The organism is Streptomyces sp. PT12 (genome assembly GCF_003311645.1).
Taxonomy (GTDB): domain Bacteria; phylum Actinomycetota; class Actinomycetes; order Streptomycetales; family Streptomycetaceae; genus Streptomyces.
This window is the reverse complement of sequence record NZ_QEST01000096.1, coordinates 25,988-45,413: the sequence shown is the minus strand read 5'-3', so window position 1 is coordinate 45,413 and position 19,426 is coordinate 25,988. Positions and strand designations below refer to the sequence as shown.

Annotated in this window: 15 protein-coding genes, 1 tRNA gene and 2 pseudogenes; 8 read left to right on the top strand and 10 right to left on the bottom strand. The window is 75.8% G+C overall.

Annotated elements, in window-relative coordinates:
* Positions 1-42 precede the first annotated feature (42 nt).
* The 3 genes from DEH69_RS11200 to DEH69_RS11190 are packed head-to-tail and all read left to right on the top strand — an operon-like array spanning position 43 to position 4,600.
* On the top strand, positions 43-1,206 hold the full coding sequence (locus DEH69_RS11200) for an HpcH/HpaI aldolase/citrate lyase family protein (RefSeq protein WP_113686787.1): 1,164 nt from the start codon (positions 43-45) through the stop codon (positions 1,204-1,206).
* Positions 1,203-3,626: a phosphoribosyltransferase gene (locus DEH69_RS11195; RefSeq protein WP_258534591.1), complete on the top strand. Its 2,424-nt coding sequence runs from the start codon at positions 1,203-1,205 to the stop codon at positions 3,624-3,626. The genes DEH69_RS11200 and DEH69_RS11195 overlap by 4 nt, the downstream gene beginning before the upstream one ends.
* Entirely contained in the window at positions 3,623-4,600 is a 978-nt protein-coding gene (locus tag DEH69_RS11190; RefSeq protein WP_258534590.1) for an HAD family hydrolase, read from the top strand. The genes DEH69_RS11195 and DEH69_RS11190 overlap by 4 nt, the downstream gene beginning before the upstream one ends.
* Positions 4,601-4,628: 28 nt before the next feature.
* Here the strand turns inward: DEH69_RS11190 and DEH69_RS32590 are convergent.
* Both DEH69_RS32590 and DEH69_RS11180 read right to left on the bottom strand, forming a co-directional pair.
* Positions 4,629-5,150 (bottom strand): annotated as a pseudogene (locus DEH69_RS32590) (DUF4383 domain-containing protein); the annotation flags it as partial.
* 74 nt (positions 5,151-5,224) lie between these two features.
* Positions 5,225-6,472: a hypothetical protein gene (locus tag DEH69_RS11180; protein WP_147255519.1), complete on the bottom strand. Its 1,248-nt coding sequence runs from the start codon at positions 6,470-6,472 to the stop codon at positions 5,225-5,227.
* Between the two features lie 132 nt (positions 6,473-6,604).
* On the opposite strand from DEH69_RS11180, the gene DEH69_RS11175 reads away from it, so the two are divergent.
* Both DEH69_RS11175 and DEH69_RS11170 read left to right on the top strand, forming a co-directional pair.
* A tRNA-Val gene (locus DEH69_RS11175) sits at positions 6,605-6,676 on the top strand.
* Positions 6,677-6,797: 121 nt separating this feature from the next.
* Positions 6,798-7,604 (top strand): SAM-dependent methyltransferase, encoded by an 807-nt coding sequence (locus DEH69_RS11170; RefSeq protein ID WP_258534613.1) that lies wholly within the window; start codon positions 6,798-6,800, stop codon positions 7,602-7,604.
* Between the two features lie 34 nt (positions 7,605-7,638).
* Here the strand turns inward: DEH69_RS11170 and DEH69_RS11165 are convergent, their stop codons facing one another.
* Positions 7,639-8,292 (bottom strand): DedA family protein, encoded by a 654-nt coding sequence (locus DEH69_RS11165; protein ID WP_113686784.1) that lies wholly within the window; start codon positions 8,290-8,292, stop codon positions 7,639-7,641.
* Positions 8,293-8,610: 318 nt separating this feature from the next.
* Here DEH69_RS11165 and DEH69_RS11160 point away from each other — a divergent pair, with 318 nt between their 5' ends.
* Together DEH69_RS11160 and DEH69_RS11155 are read left to right on the top strand one after the other, a co-directional pair.
* Positions 8,611-9,195: a superoxide dismutase family protein gene (locus tag DEH69_RS11160; protein ID WP_113686783.1), complete on the top strand. Its 585-nt coding sequence runs from the start codon at positions 8,611-8,613 to the stop codon at positions 9,193-9,195.
* A gap of 9 nt (positions 9,196-9,204) precedes the next feature.
* Positions 9,205-9,387, top strand: a pseudogene (locus DEH69_RS11155) (TMEM165/GDT1 family protein); the annotation flags it as partial.
* Between the two features lie 40 nt (positions 9,388-9,427).
* Here DEH69_RS11155 and DEH69_RS11150 read toward each other — a convergent pair.
* Positions 9,428-10,087, bottom strand: coding sequence for an HAD-IA family hydrolase (locus tag DEH69_RS11150; RefSeq protein WP_113686781.1), 660 nt, complete (start codon positions 10,085-10,087; stop codon positions 9,428-9,430).
* A 176-nt stretch (positions 10,088-10,263) separates the two neighbouring features.
* Entirely contained in the window at positions 10,264-12,246 is a 1,983-nt protein-coding gene (locus DEH69_RS11145; protein ID WP_113686780.1) for an MDR family MFS transporter, read from the bottom strand.
* Between the two features lie 141 nt (positions 12,247-12,387).
* Between DEH69_RS11145 and DEH69_RS11140 the strand changes: the two genes are divergently transcribed.
* Positions 12,388-13,395 carry a peptidoglycan-binding protein gene (locus DEH69_RS11140; RefSeq protein ID WP_113686779.1) on the top strand — a complete coding sequence of 336 codons (1,008 nt, stop codon included), beginning with the start codon at positions 12,388-12,390 and terminating at the stop codon, positions 13,393-13,395.
* A gap of 24 nt (positions 13,396-13,419) precedes the next feature.
* On the opposite strand, the gene DEH69_RS11135 is transcribed toward DEH69_RS11140, so the two are convergent.
* From DEH69_RS11135 to DEH69_RS33395, 5 genes are read right to left on the bottom strand one after another with little or no spacing between them, the layout of a single operon-like run.
* Complete coding sequence (locus tag DEH69_RS11135; RefSeq protein ID WP_113686909.1) at positions 13,420-14,232, bottom strand: ECF transporter S component; 813 nt, start codon at positions 14,230-14,232, stop codon at positions 13,420-13,422.
* Positions 14,229-15,887, bottom strand: coding sequence for an ABC transporter ATP-binding protein (locus tag DEH69_RS11130; protein ID WP_113686778.1), 1,659 nt, complete (start codon positions 15,885-15,887; stop codon positions 14,229-14,231). Before DEH69_RS11130 ends, DEH69_RS11135 begins: the two co-directional genes overlap by 4 nt.
* The gene (locus tag DEH69_RS11125; protein WP_258534589.1) at positions 15,884-17,056 is read right to left on the bottom strand and encodes an energy-coupling factor transporter transmembrane component T; all 1,173 of its coding nucleotides are present in this window, start codon (positions 17,054-17,056) and stop codon (positions 15,884-15,886) included. The genes DEH69_RS11130 and DEH69_RS11125 overlap by 4 nt, the downstream gene beginning before the upstream one ends.
* A complete protein-coding gene (locus DEH69_RS11120) occupies positions 17,053-17,871 on the bottom strand; it encodes an SCO2322 family protein (protein WP_113686776.1) in 819 nt (272 codons plus the stop codon). The genes DEH69_RS11125 and DEH69_RS11120 overlap by 4 nt, the downstream gene beginning before the upstream one ends.
* Entirely contained in the window at positions 17,868-19,358 is a 1,491-nt protein-coding gene (locus tag DEH69_RS33395; protein WP_113686775.1) for a prenyltransferase/squalene oxidase repeat-containing protein, read from the bottom strand. Before DEH69_RS33395 ends, DEH69_RS11120 begins: the two co-directional genes overlap by 4 nt.
* Between the last annotated feature and the right edge of the window lie 68 nt (positions 19,359-19,426).

The following is a 19,426-nucleotide window of genomic DNA, read 5'->3' as shown; positions in this document are numbered from 1 at the left end:
AGTGGGGCGACCGGAGCCGCCGTTTGAACCCCGGGGAGATCCATGCGGCATTACGGGCACCTCACGCCTGCGCGTCGGCGCGCGTTGTTCCACCAGGAGCCCGCCGAATTCGGGCCCGCTTCCCCCGCCGACACGATCGGCATCGCGCTGGGCGCCACCCTCTACAGCCCGGCCACCCGCCCCCACCTCGCCGCCGACATACGCAAGCAGGCGGCCTCGGGCGTCGTGTCGATGGTCCTGTGTCTCGAGGACTCCATCGGCGACGAGGAGGTCGAGGGCGCCGAGGAGAACCTGGTGCGCCAGTTCGCCGAGCTGGCCGAGGTCGCGGCGCCAGGTGACCTGCCGCTGCTGTTCGTGCGCGTCCGCACGGCGGCCCAGATCGTCGATCTCACCGCCCGGCTCGGCGTGGCCGCCGGGCTGCTCACCGGCTATGTGCTGCCCAAGTTCACGGCCGCGACGGGCCCGGCGTTCCTCGAGGCGCTCACCGCGGCCGAGGTTGTTTCGGGCAGCCGCCTGCTCGCCATGCCCGTGCTTGAGTCGCCCGAGCTGCTGCACCTGGAGACCCGCGCCACCGAGCTGGCCGCGGCGGCCAGGCTCGTCGAGAAGTACCGCGAGCGCGTCCCCGCCGTGCGGCTCGGCGTCACCGACTTCTGCGCCGCCTACGGGCTGCGCCGCAGCCGCGACATGACCGCCTACGACGTCCACCTGGTCGCCTCCGTGATCGCCGACGTCGTCAACGTCTTCGGCCGCTCCGACGGCTCCGGCTACACGGTCACCGGGCCCGTCTGGGAGTACTTCAGGGGCCAGGAGCGGATGTTCAAGCCCCGGCTGCGCAACAGCCCGTTCAGCGGCCGCCACGAGGAGCTGCGCGCGCGCCTCATCGAGCACGACATGGACGGGCTGCTGCACGAGATCGTGCTCGACCACGCCAACGGGCTGCTCGGCAAGACCTGCATCCACCCCTCGCACGTGGCGCCCGTGCACGCCCTGTCCGTGGTCAGCCAGGAGGAGTTCAGCGACGCCGCCGACATCCTCGGGCCAGGCCGCGAGGGCGGCGGCGTGCTGCGCTCCGCCTACACCAACAAGATGAACGAGGTGAAGCCGCACCGGGCCTGGGCGCGGCGGACGCTGCTGCGCGCCGAGGTCTTCGGCGTCGCGCGCGACGGCGTGGACTTCGTCGACTTCCTCGCGGCGGGCGTCGCGTGAGCGGGCGGGCCGCCCCCTGGCCAGGGGAGTGGGTCGCGCGACGCCTCGGCGTCCGGCTGCACGGCGACGAGGCGCGCGCGATGCTCGGCCTGGCGCTGCGCCACAACCCCCGCCGCGCCCACCTGCTGGTGTCGGGCGTCCTCGGCAAGCACGTTCCGCAGCGCCCCTCCACCGTCCACGGCACCGGCGTCGAGCTCGGGCGCCGCGTGCGGGCGCTCCTCGGCGGATCGGCCGGGCGCGCCGTGGTGCTCGGCTATGCCGAGACGGCCACGGGGCTTGGGCACTGCGTCGCCGAGGGACTGGGAGGAGTGACGTATCTGCACTCCACGCGCCGCCCCGTTCCCGGAGTGGCGCCCGCCGGTGGCTTCGAGGAGGAGCACAGCCACCACACGTCCCATCTGCTGCTGCCGACCGACCCCCGACTGCTCGCCGGGAGCGGCCCCCTGGTGCTGGTGGACGACGAGCTGTCCACCGGCAGGACCGTGCGCAACACCATCGCCGCGCTGCACCGGAACAGCCCGCGCGACCGCTATGTCGTCGCGGTGCTCGTGGACACCAGGGCGGACGCGGACCGGGCCGCGCTGGCCAAGTTCGCGGCGGAGCTCGGCGTCGCCGTCGAGGTCATGGCCATGGCCGAGGGGCTTGTCACCCTGCCACCCGATGTCCTGGAGCGCGGCGCGGCGCTCGTCGCCGCGCACGCGGCGCGCGCCGCCGCCGACGCGCCTCCGCCGCCCAACGCGCCCGCGCCCGCGCCGGTCACCCGTGTCGACCTCGGCTGGCCCGACGGGCTGCCCGACGGCGGGCGCCATGGCTTCACGCCGGCGCACCACGCCAGGTTGGACGCCTCCGTCGCCGCGCCGGCGCGCGCCATCGCCGCCGCGCTCCCCGCGGGCGCCCGGCGTGTTCTGGTGCTGGGCACCGAGGAGTTGATCCAGGTCCCGCTGCGGCTCGCCGTCGCCCTGGAGACCGCGCTCGCGCCCGGCGGCGCCGAGGTGCTCTTCTCCACCACCACGCGCTCCCCCGTGCTCCCCGTGGACGACCCCGGCTACGCGATACGCACGCGCCTGACGTTCCCCGCGCACGACGACCCGGCCGACGGGCCAGGGCCGCGCTATGTCTACAACGTCGCGGGCCGGGAGTGGGACGCCGTCGTCGTGGTCACCGACGCCGCGGGGGACACCCCCCGACTCCACGCCCCCGACGGGCTGTTGGCCACCCTGGGCGCGCATGCCGCGCATGTGCTGCTCGCGGTGGTACCGCGGCTGCCGCACCCGCTGCGCGGCCCCGCGTTCTCCTCCTACGCCCCCGACGAGGTGGGCTGGCTGCTCCAGGACCTGTCCGACGTCACCCTTGAGGCGCCCGCCGAGGAGCGCGAGGAGGCCATCCAGTCGGGCGGCGCGCACTATGCCGAGTCGCTGCCCGTGGAGTACCAGCCGAGCGAGGAGTACCAGCGCCTCTTCCACAACGCCCTGGCCGCCTCGTCCGCCCGCGTGGCCCGCGCCGTCGGCACGGTCACCGAGGCCGTGCTCGCCGAACGCTCACGCCCTGGCCGCGTGCCCGTGCTGGTCTCGCTGGCCCGCGCCGGGACGCCCATCGGCATCCTGATGCGCCGCTGGGCCCGCCACGCCCACGGCGTCGACCTGCCGCACTACGCCGTCTCGATCGTGCGGGGCCAGGGCATCGACACCACGGCGATGCGCTGGCTCGCGGCCCACCACGAGCCCGAGGACGTGGTGTTCGTCGACGGCTGGACGGGCAAGGGCGCGATCACCCGCGAACTGGCCGACGCGCTCGCGCCGTTCCCCCGCTTCGACCCGTCGCTCGCCGTGCTGGCCGACCCCGGCGGCTGCGTCGCCACCTATGGCACGCGCGAGGACTTCCTCATCCCCTCCGCGTGCCTCAACTCCACCGTCTCCGGGCTGATCTCGCGCACCGTGCTGCGCGCCGACCTCGTCGGGCCCGACGACTTCCACGGCGCCAAGCACTACCGCGACCTCGCGGGCGCCGACGTCTCCGCGGCCTTCCTCGACGCCGTCGGCGCCCACTTCGCCGACCCCGCCACCGCCGCGGGCGTCGCCGCCGACACCGCGGCCCTGCTGGCCGCGGAACCGGCCGAACGCGCCCCCACGTGGGCGGGCTGGCGCGCCGTCGAGCGCATCAGCGCGGAGTACGGCATCGACAACGTCAACCTCGTCAAGCCCGGCGTCGGCGAGACCACGCGCGTGCTGCTGCGCCGCGTGCCCTGGCGCGTGCTCGCGCGCCGGGGCGCGGGCGCCGACCTCGACCACATCAGGCTGCTCGCCGAGCAGCGCGGAGTGCCCGTCGAGGAGACCGAGGACCTGCCCTACAGCTGCGTCGGGCTCATCCACCCCCGCTACACCAGGGGCGCCACGGGCGCCGACGGAAAGGCCGCCCAGTGACCCAGACTCCGTCCGGGGGGACCCCCAGCACGCTCGTCGCCTCCGACCTGGACCGCACCCTCATCTACTCGGCCGCCGCGCTCGCCCTCGACGACGTGCCGGACGCGCACGCCCCCAGGCTGCTGACCGTGGAGGCGTACCAGTCGCGCCCGCAGTCCTATGTCACCGAGACCGCCGCCGCGCTCCTGGCCCGGCTGGCCGCGCACCCCGGCGCGTTGTTCGTCCCGACCACCACGCGCACGCGCGAGCAGTACCTCAGGATCCGGCTCCCTGGACCCGCGCCGCGCTACGCGATCTGCGCCAACGGCGGCCACCTGCTGGTGGACGGCCTCACGGACGAGGAGTGGCACGCGGGCGTGCGTCGGCGCCTGGCCGCCGAGTGCGCGCCGCTCGCCGAGGTCACGGCGCACCTGGCGCGTTCCGCCGACGCCGCCTGGCTGCTCAAGGAGCGGAACGCCGAGGGCCTGTTCGCCTACCTCGTGGTCGAACGCGCCCTGATGCCGGACACCTGGCCCAAGGAGCTGGCCGACTGGGCCGCGCCCCGGGGCTGGACCGTCTCGCTCCAGGGGCGCAAGCTCTACGCCGTGCCGCGCCCGCTCACCAAGAGCGCCGCCGTCGCCGAGATCGCGCGCCGCACCGGCGCGGCCACCGTGCTGTCGGCCGGGGACTCGCTCCTGGACACCGACCTGCTGCTGGCCGCCGACCGGGGCTGGCGGCCCGGGCACGGCGAGCTGGCGGCGGCCGGGTGGGGCGCGCCGCACGTCACCGCGTTGAGCGACCGGGGCGTCCGGGCCGGGGAGCGGATCCTCGGCGCGTTCCTCGACGCCGTTGCGAGCCCTGTCCGGGAGCCTGGTCCTGTCCGGGAGCCTGGTCAGGAGGCTGCGCGGGCCGAGGCGCGGAGCGCTGCTCGGGGCGGCGCCGCGGGTCCCGCTGGGGCGGCTCGGTCCGCGCCTCGTCCTCCGGCCGCGCCGTGAGCCCCGCCCGCTCGCGGGCGACCCCCCGGGGATTCCTGGCGCGCCAGTAGGGATTGTCGTGCGGCAGCCGCCCGCTCACCCGCCCGTACATGCCGAACGTCATGAGCAGCACGCCGACCACGAAGCTGAAGATGACGTTCTGGAGCTGGAAGTTGAGGATGTTGGCCGACCGCTCAAGCACCACCAGGTTGACGAAGCCGCTGAGCACGAAGAGCACGCCCAGCGTGAGGTTGAGCGTGGACGCGGTGTTCCCGTCGAGGAACATCCCCGAGAACAGCAGCGCGCCGACGCCGATCGACAGCCAGTCGAGGGGGGCGTTGGTGGACAGGCCCGCCACGGTGGCGTCGCTCCCGCCGCCCACGGTCAGCCCGAGGACGCCGAAGACGACGAGTGCCGCCCCCATCAGGCCCGCGGTGATCCGGTAGAACCTGGCCAGCCGCTTGTCCACCGGCAGGTGGTCGTCAAGGTGCACGCGCCGCAGCAGCGACCGGGGGCCGGTGTGGGGAAGGCGGGGCTCGCCCTCGGGATCCGTGCCATGAAACGCAGCCATGCCCCCCCGCGTACCCGCGCGAAGGGGTGCATAACGCCCGGCGTGCGCGCCGTCCGCGCCCGTGGCGCGCGCCGTCAGCGCCCGGCGCGGATCTCCTCCACCACGGCCGCGACCATGGTCCGCACCGCCTCGGTCTCGTTGAGGAACAGCCAGTAGTCGGGGTTGCGCCCGCCGCGCTCCAGGTCGGCCACCGCCCGCTCCAGGCGCTCGACCGCCGCGTCGAGCGGGCGCGCGTGCCGCGCCTCGGGGATGGAGCGGCCCGCCATCGCCAGCCGCTGCGCGTCCCTGATCACGAAGCGCGTCCTGTCGATCTCCTTGCTCGGGTCGAACGACACGGCGTTGAGCCGCCGCAGCCGCTCCCCGGCCTCCGATACCGCCTCGTCGGTGCGCCCGAGCAGCTCGTGCACCGAGGTCAGCCTGGCCGTGGCGTCGGCGAAGCGCTGCTCCTCGCGTGCCCGCCGCGCCTCCGCGAGCGCCGCCTCGGCCCGCCGCACCGAATCGGCCGCCTCCTCGGGCACCCGCTGGAGGTCCTGCCAGCACGCCACGCTGAACCTGCGGCGCAGCTCGCTCAGCACGGGCTCCACCTGCCCGGCCCGCGTGGTGATCGCCTCCGCGCGCGTGCGCAGGCTCCGCAGCCGCCGGTCGATCTCCGCGGCCCGCTGCGGCAGCCGCTCCGCGTCCGCCGCGATCGCCTCGGCCCGCCGCCGCACGTCCTCGGCCCTGCGGACCGTCGCCTTGATGCCGTGCTGGCCCGCGCCCTCGTTGAGCTTGCGCAGCTCGGGCCCGAGCCCGGCGAGCGACGCCGCCAGGTCGTCGGCGCGCAGGCCAGCGCCGCGCGCCCGATCGAGCGCTTCCGTCGCGCTCCTGAGCGCGTGCCGGGCGCGTTCGACGGCGGGCGCCACCTGGGCCAGCTGGGACTCGGCCCGCTCCACCAGGGGAGCCAGGCGCTGTCCGAAGCGCTCGAGGTCCTGGCGCACCCGCACCAGCTCGTCGCGCGCCGCGAGCAGGCCCTGCCGGGCGCGCGAGGCGGCCCCAGGGTCGAGGGCCTGGCTGTCCAGGTCGTGGGCGTCCATCGCGGTGATGTAGTCCTGGCTGACCCGGTCGACGCGCTCGCCGAACGCCGCGAACTCGGCGGCCGCCCGCGTCGCCTCGGGGCCCTCGTCGGCCGCGGTGATCGTCTCGACGGTGATCCGCAGGTCGCGCTGGGCGGTGTCGAGCTCGTAGAACGCCGCCGCCGCCTCGTCCTTCGCCTCCTGTGCCCTGGCCCGCAGGTCCTCCACGCGCCCCCGACCCCACCAGCGGGTCCCGCCGCTCGTTGTCACGTGTCCTTCTCCCCGCCGTGGATGGGCCATGTGAGTCGGTGACCATTGTCCCACCGGCCACAGCGGTGCGCGGGGGGACCGTGCGGCCTGGGGCGGCGGGGCCCCGACGTGTAGGCTGTGCGGCGGCTCCGGGGGTGCATAGCTCAGCGGTAGAGCGCCGCCCTTACAAGGCGGATGTCGGCGGTTCGACCCCGTCTGCACCCACCTCTCCCTCCCTCGCGGCCCGCGTCTTCCGCCCCGGTAGGGGCGCGGCCGCCCCGGGGGAGCTGTCCTTCGACTGTCGCGCAACCGCGGGGGTGAGAGCGCCTTGGACGGCGACACACGAGTGGGCCCGCGGACCGACCGGCCGCACGCGGCCCGCATGTACGACTACTTACTCGGCGGCCGCGATCACTACGCGGCCGACGGCGAGGCGGCCGAGAGGGCCCTCGCGATCTTCCCCAAGCTGCGCACCGCGGCCGAGGAGAATCGTGCCTTCCTGGGGCGGGCGGTGCGGTATCTGGTGCGGAAGGCGGGGATCCGCCAGTTCATCGACCTGGGCTCGGGGATGCCCACGGCGCTGAACGTCCATCAGATCGCCCAGGGCATCGAGCCGCGCTCGCGCGTCCTCTACGTGGACAACGACCCCATCGTGCTGGCCTTCGGCGGCGCCATGCTCGCGCAGGACGAGCGGACGGCCGTGGTCCGCTGCGACATCCGCCGGCCGCGGGACATCCTGGAGCACCCGAGAACGGCGGCGCTGCTCGACCTGGCCCGGCCGATCGGCGTGCTCGCGGTCGCGGTGCTGCACTTCATCGACGACGAGCACGACCCGGAGGGCGTCGTGCGGGCCTTCCGCGACGTGGCCGCCCCCGGCAGCCACTTCGTTCTCTCGCACGCGGCGTCCGACCTGCTGCCGGAGACGGCGCGCTCGCTCCAGGCCGCCTACCGCGCGCACGGCGTTCCGCTGACGATCCGTGACCGGGCGCGCTTCGAGGGGTTCTTCGACGGGCTCGAACTGGTCGAGCCCGGCATCGACATGGTCTCCGAGTGGCGCCCCACCGCCCCCGCCGACGAACGGCCCCCGCGCGAGGACGTCTGCTGGTTCGGGGGCGTGGGGCGCGTGGTGGTGCCGGGGGGCGCGGGGGCATGAGAGCGCGCCGTTCGCTTCAGGACAGTTCCGGCGGTCAGTTCGCGGCGGGCGCCTGGGGCGTGGCGCCCTCCTGTGCGGGGCGCAGCAGCCGCACGGCGATGAAGCCCGCGGCGAGCAGGGCCAGCAGGGAGAGGCCCGTGGCGATCCAGCTGGCGCCCAGGAGCTGGCCGCCGAGATAGCCGAGCCCGACGCTGTACCCGGTCCAGACGACCGCGGCGAGCGCCGACCACGGCAGGAACTCCCGTGCCCTGCGCCGGGACACGCCCGCGCCCAGGCTCACGACCGCGCGCCCCGCGGGGGCGAAGCGGGCCAGCACGACCAGCGGGCCGCCGCCGCGCGTGAGCGCGACCTCGAGCCGCTGGTGGGCGGCGGTGAGGCGGCGCGAGCGTGAGATGGCGCTGCCGAACCTCCGGCCGCCGCGCAGGGCGAGCCGGTAGGCGATGAGGTCGCCGATGACCGAGGCCGTGGTGGCGCACACGACCAGCAGGAACAGCTGGGGGAGCCGCGGGTCGGCGTCGGGCGTCGGCAGCCCCGCCACGTCGGCGGCGGTGCCAGCGGCCACGGTCGCGGCGGTGACCACGAGGGCGCCGCTTGGCAGCACGGGGACGAAGACGTCGAGCAGGATGGACACCGCCACGATGACGTAGATCCACGGGGCGTACAGCAGTATCCCCAAGGTCTCCTGCACGTGTCCCCGATTCCCCTGCACGGTCGCTTGTCACGGTCACTCGCATCGCATGGCCGCACCACGCGTCCGGCCTCTGTCCGGCCTCGGCCGAAGGTGACGTGTTCTACGACGTGCTGTTGCGTCCCGACGGTTCCTCCGTACAGCGTACGCCTGGCGCCTCGCCCGGGTGCACGCGGGTGCGTGTGGTGGCGGTCTCACCGTCCGTCCCCGGCAGGGTGATTCAGCGCGGTGGGGTCGAAGGAGAACGAGGATCCCGCCCGCAGAGGCGTACCGAAGCGCACAGAGGCCCGCAGGGGCCCGCAGAGGCAAGGAGCTGGGATGAGGACGCTGGCGACGGGTGCGGCGGCGATGGCCGCCGCGATCTGGATCGCGGGGACGACGGTCGGGACCGCGGAGGCGAACGCCCCGATGATCACGGGGGTGTTCGAGACGGGGCGGTTCGTGCCGGTGGACCCGGCGGCCGAGCGGCAGGCGCCCGCGCTGACGTATGACGCGGGGCTGGTGCCCGAGGGCGCGGAGATCATGGTGCACCAGCGGGTCATGGGCGGCGTGATGTCGGTCGAGGTGACGGTCGACGGGCTGGTCCCCGGGCGCACCTACGGCACCCATGTGCACATCGCGCCGTGCGGCGCCGACCCGGCCGCGGCGCTCGGGCACTACCGGAACGTCCCCGACGTGGTGACGCCGCGGAACGAGGTGTGGCTCGACCTGACGGCGGACCCGTCGGGCACGGGCCGGGCGCGGGCCGAGCAGGAGTGGGTGTTCAGAGCGGGCGAGGCGGCGTCGGTGGTGCTGCACGAACGGGGCACGTCCCACGGGCACGACGGGCACGCGCCGGGTGACGCGGGCGGGCGGGTGGCCTGTTTCTCCGTGCCGTTCCAGGGGACTTCGGCGACGGCCTGACCCTCGCCGGTGTCCAGCCTGACCGTCGCCGCCGTCTCCTTCGGCGTCATCGCCCTGTCCGAGCCGCCCGACACGACGGCGCTCGCGAGCCTGGTCCTGGCGACCAGGTACCGGGCGGCCCATGTCTTCATCGGCGTCGCCGCCGCGTTCCTGGCGCACGTGTGCCTGGTGCTCGCGGCGATCAGCCTTCTGAGGGCGATCCGGGGCTGAGGGCGGGGGCGTGCGCCCCCGCTCAGGTCGCGATGGTCAGGAGCGCGGTGCCGTCGGGCTCCGGCGTGAGGGTCACCTGTTCCCAAGTGGCGGCGTGCGCGGTCGGCTTATGCGCCGCGGCGCGCGCCCCGATGCCCACGACCCGCATCCCGGCCGCGCGGGCGGCGGCGATCCCGGCCGCCGAGTCCTCGAAGACCACGCAGTCGGCCGGGTCGGCGCCCAACTCGGCGGCGCCCTTGAGGAATCCCTCGGGGTCGGGCTTGCTCGCGCTGACCGACTCGGCGGTGATGCGGACGTCGGGCATCGCCAGCCCCGCGGCGCCCATGCGCGCGGTGGCGAGCGCGAGATCGGCCGAGGTGACCAGGGCGTGCGGCACGCGCTGGGCGGCCGCGAGGAACGCCGGGGCGCCGGGGACGGCCACCACGCCCTCCACGTCCGCGGTCTCCTGGGCCAGCAGCCGGGCGTTCTCCTCGTGGTTGACGGCGCTCGGGCGGTCGGGCAGCAGCGCGGCCATCGTGGCGTGGCCCTGCCGCCCGTGCATGATCGCGAAGACCCGCGCCGGGGCGAGGCCGTGGCTCTCCGCCCAGGCGCGCCAGACGCGTTCGACGACGGCGTCGGAGTCGACCAGTGTGCCGTCCATGTCGAGGAGCAGGGCGCGGGCCTTCAGGGTGAGGTTCGGCATGGGGCGGTGCTCCCTGGGGGTGCGCGGCGGGCGTGGCGGGGTGGGGCGACGAGCCAGTGGTTCCGCCCGGCCGGTCGGGGAAGCGGGCGGAACCACTTTGTTCGCCCACGATACAAAACGGGGCCCCCGCTTCGCCACCCCCTTCGTCCAACGGTCGCGCGGCGTTCGGCGCGCGTTCACGCGTGGGGGCGGTCGGCCTCCGAGCCGCCGAGCTCCGCGCCGAGGGCGTGCACGAGGCGGGTGAGGTCGCGGGGGCGTTCGGGGCCCCACCAGTCGCCGAGCAGCCGCGCTAGGGCCTCTTCGCGCGCCTGGGCGAGGCGGTCGGCGACCCGGTGGCCCTCGTCGGTTGCGGTCAGGGCGCCGCCCGCGCACGTGGCGAGGGAGTGCTCGCGCAGCTCCCCCGCGGCGGCGTCGACGACGTCGCGGGGCACCCCGGTCCGCTCGCCCGTGGCGTCGTCGCGCTCGATGCGCAGCAGGAGCCAGCAGGCGGCGGGGGAGAGGTCCTGGTCGGCGGCCCTGGCGATCCCGGCGTAGAGGTCGCGCCGCCCGGCCCTGGTGGCGAGGACGGACAGCGCGCGGGCGCACTCCTCGCGCGAGGAGCGCTCGACGGGGTTGGGTGGCACGGTCTCGCTGGCGTCGGGCGCCGTGACGCTGTCGCGCAGGGGGTCCTCGCGCAGCAGCCAGGCCAGCGCATGGGCGAGAACGACCACCGGGATGGCATAGAGGAAGACGTCGGTGATCCCGTCCGAATAGGACGTGATCACGCGCTGTCTCATCCGGTCGGGAAGGGCGTCGATGCCGCGCGGGTCGCTCAGCAGCGAGTCGACGCTCACCCCGCGCGGCAGCCGCACCCCGCGCAGCTCGGTCGTCAGCCGGTGTTCGAGGCGGGTGGTGAAGACCGTGCCGAGCACGGCCACGCCGAAGGCCGCGCCGATCGAGCGGAAGAACGTCACGCCCGACGTGGCCACGCCGAGGTCCGCGTAGTCGACGGCGTTCTGCACGGCCAGGACCAGGACCTGGAGGACCATGCCGATGCCCAGGCCGAAGACCGCGAACGAAAGGCTCATGTCCAGATCGCCACTGTTCTCATTGAGGTTGTGCAGCAGGAACAGGCCGATCGCGGTCACCGCCGTGCCGAGAACGGGAAAGATCTTCCATCGCCCCGTGCGGCTGATGAGCTGGCCCGAGCCGGTGGAGGCCAGCAGCAGCCCGAGCACCATCGGCAGCAGGTGGACGCCGGAGAGGGTGGGCGAGATGCCGTGCACGACCTGGAGGAAGGTAGGCAGATAGGTCATCCCGCCGAACATCGCGAAGCCGACGACGAAGGCGATCGCGCAGCAGAGCGTGAACGTGCGAATCCGGAAGAGGGTGAGCGGCAGCACCGGCTCGGCGGCCCGCCGCTCCACCCGCACGAAGGCCGCGAGGCCGCAGGCGGCGAGCACGGCCAGGCCGACGACCTGCCAGGAGTCCCAGTTCCACGTCGTGCCGCCGAGCGAGGCGATCACCACGAGGGCCCCGGCGACGGCGGCCACCAGGAACGTTCCCGCGTAGTCGATCCTGTGGCGGCGCGGGCGGGCCGGGATGCGCAGGACGGCGGCGATCACGGCCAGGGCGACCGCGCCGACCGGCAGGTTGACGTAGAAGACCCAGCGCCAGCTGAGGTGGTCCACGAACAGGCCGCCGAGCAGCGGGCCAAGCACGCTGGTGGCGCCGAAGACCGCGCCGAAGAGGCCCTGGTAGCGGCCGCGTTCGCGCGGGGGCACCAGGTCGCCGACGATCGCCATCGACAGCACGATCAGCCCGCCGCCGCCCAGGCCCTGGAGGAAGCGGAAACCGATCAACTCCGGCATGTTCTGGGCGACTCCACAGAGCGCGGAGCCGATCAGAAAGATCACAATGGCCATCTGGAAGAGCTTTTTTCGGCCGTACTGATCGCCGAGCTTGCCCCACAGCGGCGTGCCCGCCGTGGAGGCCAGCAGATAGGCCGTGACCACCCAGGAGAGGTGGTCGAGCCCGCCCAGGTCGCTGACGATGGTGGGCAGCGCGGTGGCGACGATCGTCTGGTCAAGTGCCGCGAGGAACATCCCGAGGAGCAACGCGCTCAACGACAGCCACAGGGCGCCCCTGGAGGGCGCGGCCGTTGCGGACTCTGCCGTCATCCGCACCCTCCTCGTTGTTATTTAGTGCTTTCCTGGCGCAATTTTGGCGTTATGCGCCCTGACCGGCTTGTTGGGTGAGCGCCCTCCGTCACCCGTTCGGGTGGTGCATAATCACGACCAGTCGACGGGGAGGGAGGCGCGATGACCGGCCAGCCCGACTGTCTGGTCTGCGGGCGCGCGGCGTTGCCGAACGGCGACCCGGACTGCGACTGCCTCACGCACTCGCTGTCCCGTCCCGTCAATCCGCCCCAGCACGGCCCCGACCCGGCCGATGTGGCACTCTTCCCGCTGGAGCCGCCGCGCCCTCGGGCGTCCCGTCCTGGCGCCCCGCCGTCCTGGCCCGTGCCGGGCTCGGCGCCGCAGTTCCAGCCGATGCTGGTCGAGCCGTCGGACGCTGGCGTGTACGGAACGTTCCGCGCCCCTGGAGCGCACCGCAAGCCCCGCTCGCGCACCCGGATCGCCGCCGCGGCGAGCGGCGCCGTCGCCGCCGTCATGGGCTGCACCGCCCTGGCCGCCTCGCTGCTCGGCGGCGGCTCCCGCACCGACGAGGCGCTCGAACGCAACGAGAACGGGCCCAGCCTCGCCCTCCCCGACGGCGGCAGCACGCGCCCCGACCGGGACGGCGACGCGGAGCGCGACGCCGAAGGGCCGCGCGAGGGCCGCGACGCGGAGGGCGCCACGGAGGACCCCGAGCGCCCCAGCTCGCCCACCGCGCCGACGCCCACGCCCACGCTCGACCCCACGCCGCCTCCGCCCCGGACACAGGAGCCGGAGCCCGACCCGTTCTCGTGGCGGCCCGCGCCCCCGCCGCCCTCCCCTTCGGACCCGCTCGCCGAGCCGAGCGACCCGCCCGACCCCCCTGAGACGCCCGAGCCGACCGATCCGGGGCCCGACCCCTCGGACCCGCCGCCCGAGGAGGAGCGACCCGTGCTGTCCGCGGGCGACACCGGCCCCGAGGTGGCCGAGCTCCAGGCGCGGCTGCTCCAGCTCGGCTGGGCCTACACCGGCGAGGTCACCGGCGTCTACAACGACCGCACCGTCGAGGCCGTGCGGCGCTTCCAGTCCGCCGTGGGCGTGGAGGGCGACCCCGTGGGCGTCTACGGCGCCAACACCCGGCGCGCGCTGGAAGAACGCACCATCGAACCCTGACGCACGCCCCCGTTCACGCGGGGCTCACTCGAAGCGCGTCGGCGCGGCGAAGGCCGCCCGGCGCGTGGCCCGGCGCAGGGCGCGCAGCACGCTCCCCCCGCAGCCCAGGATGAGCCCCGCCGTCAGCAGCGCCCTGGGGATGTCCCAGCCGAGCGACGTGGTCAGCACATAGGCGAGGTAACGCGTCAGGTTCTCGCCGGGTGGATCCCCCGGCACGAACGAGATGCCGCTGCTCATCCCCGCGATGTAGGGCCAGCCCTGGAGGTTCATCACCAGGCCGTAGCCGAGTGAGGACACCGCGCCGTACGCCGCGAGCAGCGCCAGCTCCCCGCGCCCGCGCAGCGCGTGCCCCCCCGGCAGCAGCCCCGCGCCCATCGTGACCCAGCCGAGCGCCAGCATCTGGAACGGCATCCAGGGCCCCACGCCTCCGGTCAGCAGCGCCGAGGCGAACATCGTGACCCCGCCGAGCACGAACCCGAACCCGGGACCGAGCACCCGCCCCGCGAGGACCATCAGGAAGAACATCGGCTGCAACCCCGCCGTTCCCGCCCCCAGCGGCCGCAGCGCCGCGCCCGCCGCGGCGAGCACGCCGAGCATCGCCACGGCCTTGGCGTCCAGGCCGGTGTCGGCGATGGTCGCCACCACCACGGCGAGCAGCAGCGGCAGCAGCAGCGCGAACAGCCAGGGCGCGTCGGAGACGTGCGCCAGGCCCGAGCGCTGACTCGCGAGCAGCGGCCAGCCGAACGCCACCACCCCGACCGCCGACACCAGCGCCAGGGCCGCCGCCGAACGCCTCCCCAGGCGGATCGGCCGCGCCTGCCGCGCGGGCGCGCTCACCCCGCGCCGCCCGTCGCGGCCCGCAGCGCCCCCGCCACCTGACGCACCGTCAGCCACCGCCCCGGCGCGAGCACCTTGGCCACCTGCGGCGCGAACGAGGGGGACGCGGTGACCACCTCGTCGGTCGGGCCTTCGGCCACCACCTCGCCGTCCGCCAGCACGACCGTCCTGTCCGCGACCTCGGCCGCCAACTCGACGTCGTGCGTGGCGAGCACCGCGCCGTGGCCCGCCGCCGCCAGCTCCGCGAGCACCTCGGCGAGCCGCGCCTTGGCCGCGTAGTCGAGGCCGCGGGTCGGCTCGTCGAGCAGCAGCACGGGCGGCGCCGCGGCCAGGATCACGGCCAGCGCGAGCGTGAGCCGCTGGCCCTCCGACAGGTCCCGCGGGTGCGCGCGCGGCTCGACATCGGGCAGCAGGCGCGCGACCAGCGCGCGGCATGTCCCGTCCGCCGCCCCCGCGTCGCCGTCCGCCGCCGCGCACTCCTGTGCGACTGTCTCGGCGAACAGCAGGTCGCGCGGGTCCTGCGGCACGAGACCCACCCGGCGCAGCAGCTCCTTGGGCCCCATCCGGTGCGGAACGGCGGGCGCGCCGCCCATCTCATCCGCGGGGGGCGCGAGTTCGGCCGAGCCGCGCGCCGGCGCGTGCATCCCGACCAGGGTGCGCAGCAGCGTCGACTTGCCCGCGCCGTTGCGGCCCATCAGCGCCACCGTCTCGCCAGGCGCCACGGTGAGCGAGACGTTCCGCAGCACCTCGGCCCCGCCGCGCCGGACCGTGAGCCCGCGCACGGTCAGCAGGGGGGCGCGTTCGGCGGCGCCCGCCCCGGGCGCGTCCGTCGGCGGGCGGGCGCCGAGCCGGTCGCGCAGGGGCGCGGCCCTGCGCCTGGCGTCCCGCACGGAGAGCGGCAGCGGATCCCAGCCTGCCAGCCGCCCGAGGCCCACCACGGGCGGGTGCACGGGGGAGCGCGCCATGACCTCGGCGGGCTCGCCCACGACCGGCCGCGCGCCCCCACCGGGCAGCAGCAGGATCCGGTCGGCGTGCTGCACGACCCGCTCCAGGCGGTGCTCGGCCATCAGCACGGTGGTGCCCAGGTCGTGCACCAGCCGCTGGAGCACGGCCAGGACCTCCTCGGCCGCGGCCGGGTCGAGCGCGGACGTCGGCTCGTCGAGCACCAGGACCCGCGGGTGCGGGGTGAGCACCGAGCCGATGGCGACGCGTTGCTGCTGACCGCCCGAGAGCGTGGCCAGCGGCCGGTCGCGCAGCTCGGCCAGGCCGAGCAGGTCGAGCGTCTCCTCGACCCTGCGGCGCATCGTGGCGGGCGGCAGGCCGAGCGACTCCATGCCGTACGCGAGCTCGTCCTCGACCGTGTCGGTGACGAAGTGGCCCAGCGGGTCCTGGCCCACCGTGCCGACCACGTCGGCCAGTTCGCGCGGTCTGTGGGTGCGGGTGTCGCGGCCCGCGACGGTCACGCGCCCCGTGAGCGTGCCGCCGGTGAAGTGCGGCACCAGGCCGGAGACCGCTCCGAGCAGCGTCGACTTTCCGGTGCCTGAGGCGCCCACGACCAGGCACAGCTCGCCCTCGGGAACGGTGAGGTCCACGGGCCCGAGCACGGGCGCGGCGCCGTCCGCGTAGCGGATGGAGACCTGGGAGAAACGGATCACTCGGGGCTCCTCGGGGAGGGCAGGGATGGCGGCGCGGCCCGGCGGGCCCCGGGCGGCGCGGCAGGCCGCGCCGGGTCACGCGGGCGCGGGGCGACCACGGCGGGCAGCAGGCCGAGCAGCACGGCCGCGGCGGGGAGCACCGGTAGCTCGGGCGCGGCCAGCGGGGCGACGGGCGGCTGGAGCGCCTCGGCGTGGTCGGCCGCCGCCCAGGCCATCAGCGCCGCGACGGCGGCGCCCGCGCCCGACACCAGCCAGGACCGCGCGCCCCAGCGGTCGGGCCGGTAGCGCGTGCGCGCGCTGCGCCTGCCGCCGAGCCACAGCCCGGCCAGCGCCGCCGCGAGGCCGACCAGCAGCAGGGGAACGCCGAGGGCGGCGCCCTCGGCGGCGAGCAGCCCGTACGAGCCGGCGCACACGCCGAGCAGGCCGCCGAGCGTGAGCGCCGTGGTCGCGCGCCGCACGCCGGGCGGCACGTCGGCCGTGCGCCCATAGCCCCGGGCGTCCATGGCGGCGGCAAGCGCCACCGAACGCTCCAACGCGCCCTCAAGCACGGGCCGAGCGACCCCCACGAGCGCCCGCGCCCCCCGGTCGCTCCTGCCGCGCAGCCGCCGCGCGTCCCGGGTCCTCAGCAGATCGGCGACCAGCCGGGGCGCGAACGTCATCGCCACCACGACGGCCACGCCCACCTCGTAGAGCGCGCCCGGCAGGGACTTCAGCAGCCTGGCCGGGTCGGCAAGGGCGTTGGCCGCGCCCAGGCAGATCAGCAGGGTGGCAAGGCGCAGCCCGTCGTTGAACGCGAACACCACCGCCTCGCCCGTGACCCGCCCCCCGACGCGCACCCCCTGCGCCCAGTCGGGCAGCGGCACCTCGGGCAGCGTGAACAGCACCGTGGTGCCGCCGATCGGGGAGCCGAGCACGATCGCGAAGAGCACCCTGATCGCGACCACCACGGCGCCCAGGGCCAGGAAGAAGCGGAAGGCGTGCGCCCAGGGCGCGTCCGTGCGGCGCGCGGCGACCACATAGCCGGCGACGGCCACGATGAGGGCGAGCAGCAGGGGGTTGGTCGTGCGGGAGGCGGCGGTGGCGAGCCCCAAGGCCCACAGCCACCACGCGCCGGCGTGCAGGGCGTTGCTCCGGGTGGCCACCGGCGCGCGCCACGGAGCGCGGCTCACGCCCGCCGTCGCCTGGCGCGCGCCCACGCCGCGCCGCCGAGCAGGGCGACCAGGCCGACGCCCATGGCCCACGCGAGGCCGCCGCCCCCGCCGTCGGCCCCGTCGCCCCCGTCGCCCGAGGCCGTGTCCGCGCCGTCACCGGCCGCGGGCACGCGGTCGGCGCAGCCCGTCTCCGGGTATCCGGCGATGGCGCATAGCAGGGCGTCGGCGTTGTAACGCAGCGGCTCGGCGGTCGCGGCCAGCGCCTCGGCCGCGGTGCCACCGTCCGGCAGGGGGGCGCACTCGGCGCGCGGCTCGGGCGGGGTCACGCCGGGGGGCGCCGCGTCGGCGGTGCCGAAGTCGATGACCAGCGCGACGCGTTCGCCCTCGGGGGCGTCGCCGCCGTTCCCGTCGCCGCCGCCGTTCCCGTCGCCGCCGCCGTTCCCGTCGCCGCCGTCGCGACCGCCGCCGTCGGCGCCGCATATCGCGGCGAAGTCGCCGGGGTCGCGCGGCGCTTCCACGTCCGAGGGGCTCGCGCTCCGCGTGAACCGGAAGCCCAGCGCGTCGCCGCCGTCCGGCCGCCGCGTGCCGGGGCCCTCGGTCGCGTAGACCCACCGAGCCTCGTCGGCGTCCCAGAGCCAGAACGACCAGTAGACATAGCCGTCCCGCCCCTCGTCGGCCGTGGCGGCGGCGACGCCTTGGGCCGTGGCGGCGACACCTTGGGGCGCGACGCCCTGGGCCATGGCGCCCTGGGCCGTGGGGAGCGTGAGCGCCAGCGCGAGCCCGGCCGTGAGCGCCCCCGCGACGGCCGACCGCGCCCGCGGATGACGCCTCATGGCCGGGGTGTTCCCTGCGCGCGCCGGCGCTTGAAGCTCAGCCACACGCCGATGGCGATGCCGATCGCGAGCCCGACGCCGAGCACCCACAGCAGCGCGCCGCCGCCCGAGCCCGAGTCGTCGCTCTCGCCCGCGGCGTCGGCCGCCACGCCGGGGCCCTCGTCGGGCGCGGGGCCAAGGGCGCTCAGCGTGGACAGCAGGTCGTCGCCGCCGAAGTCGTGGACGTCCACGTCGGCGACGCGGGCGACCAGCATCAGCGTGCCCACCGCGGTGGGGCTGTCCGACCAGCCGGTCCAGGAGTGGTGGTTGTCGGCGAGCCAGTTGAACGCGCCCCGCCACTCCTCCTCGTGGCCACCGGCCGCGAGCGCCAGCACCGCGCGCGCGGTGGCCAGGTAGTCGGGCTGCTCCTCGCCGCCAGGGGGCGTGGAGACCAGGTGCTGGTCGCCCGAGGAGAGCGCGTCGGCCAGGTGGGCGGCGCCCGCGGACGCCGACGCGCGCTCCGGCGAAGGCTCGGCCCCCGGCTCCTCGGTCGAGCCCTCCGGCGCCTCCTCCGTCGAGCCCTCCGTCGGGTCCCCTGCCGCGTCCCCGCCCTCGGTCTCCCCCGCTGTCCCGCCCTCGCCGCCGCAGTCCAGCGGCGTGGGCGCGCCCGCGCCCTCGTCCGGCGGCTCGACGAGCAGCCCGCTGCCGTAGGACGCGAGCACCGCGTCCGCCGTCGCGAGGTCGCTGGCGAACAGCTCCCCGCTCTCCTGGTCGGGCTGCCACGCGAACGCGCCGCGCTCGTCCTCGTTCGCCGCGTCGCAGCCGAGCTGCCACGAGGCGAGCGCGTCGAACGGCGAGCTCCCGTCGCGCCTCGTCTGCGCCGGGTCCTCGCCCGCCGCGGCGAGCGCGCCGATCGCCAGCGCCGTGGAGTTGGCGTCGGACGCGGCGCCCGGGTTGTAGCTCCAGCCGCCGTCCTCGTTCTGCACCCCGGCGAGCCAGCGCGCCGCGCGGTCCACCGCCTCGTCGTGGCCGCCGAGCGCGGCGAGCGCCTGCGCGGCGGCGGACGTCGCGTTGGAGTCGGCCGCGGTCACGTCGTCGCACGGCGCCTCGGGGTCGGACCTGAAGGAGAGGAACGAGCCGTCGTCGCACTGCTGGGCCAGCAGCCAGTCGACGGCCTCCGCGGCCGGGGTGTAACCGGCCGCGTCCTGGCCGAGCAGCGCGAACGACTGCCGCCACACCGCGTCGTTCTGCGGGTCGCCCTCGCCGAACAGGGCCTCGTGTGGATCGGCCGTCTGCGCGGGCGCGGATCCAGGGGCGGACCCCGGCGCGTGCGCGGGCGCGTACGCCGGGAGGACGGGCGCGGGGGCGATGGGCGCGGTCGCGCCTGCCGCCGAGCCCGGGGTCGCGGCCGTCAGCAGGGCGGCCGCGGCCGCCGCCGCGGCGGCGGTGGTAGCGCGGGCCCGCGCCGTGGCGCGGCGGCTCGGTCGCGGGAGTGGGTTGGGGGACACGGGGTTGCCTTTCGCTGTGCTGGTCCGCCCGCACGGCTGACCACCACGGCGCGCGACGCGCTGCGGGG

Bases quoted from the DNA above. Each gene is read 5' to 3' on its own strand.
- DEH69_RS11120 (WP_113686776.1), bottom strand. From the start codon at position 17,871: ATGAGGCGTCATCCGCGGGCGCGGTCGGCCGTCGCGGGGGCGCTCACG.
- DEH69_RS11150 (WP_113686781.1), bottom strand. From the start codon at position 10,087: ATGCCGAACCTCACCCTGAAGGCCCGCGCCCTGCTCCTCGACATGGAC.
- DEH69_RS11145 (WP_113686780.1), bottom strand. From the start codon at position 12,246: ATGACGGCAGAGTCCGCAACGGCCGCGCCCTCCAGGGGCGCCCTGTGG.
- DEH69_RS11160 (WP_113686783.1), top strand. From the start codon at position 8,611: ATGAGGACGCTGGCGACGGGTGCGGCGGCGATGGCCGCCGCGATCTGG.
- DEH69_RS11200 (WP_113686787.1), top strand. From the start codon at position 43: ATGCGGCATTACGGGCACCTCACGCCTGCGCGTCGGCGCGCGTTGTTC.
- DEH69_RS11140 (WP_113686779.1), top strand. From the start codon at position 12,388: ATGACCGGCCAGCCCGACTGTCTGGTCTGCGGGCGCGCGGCGTTGCCG.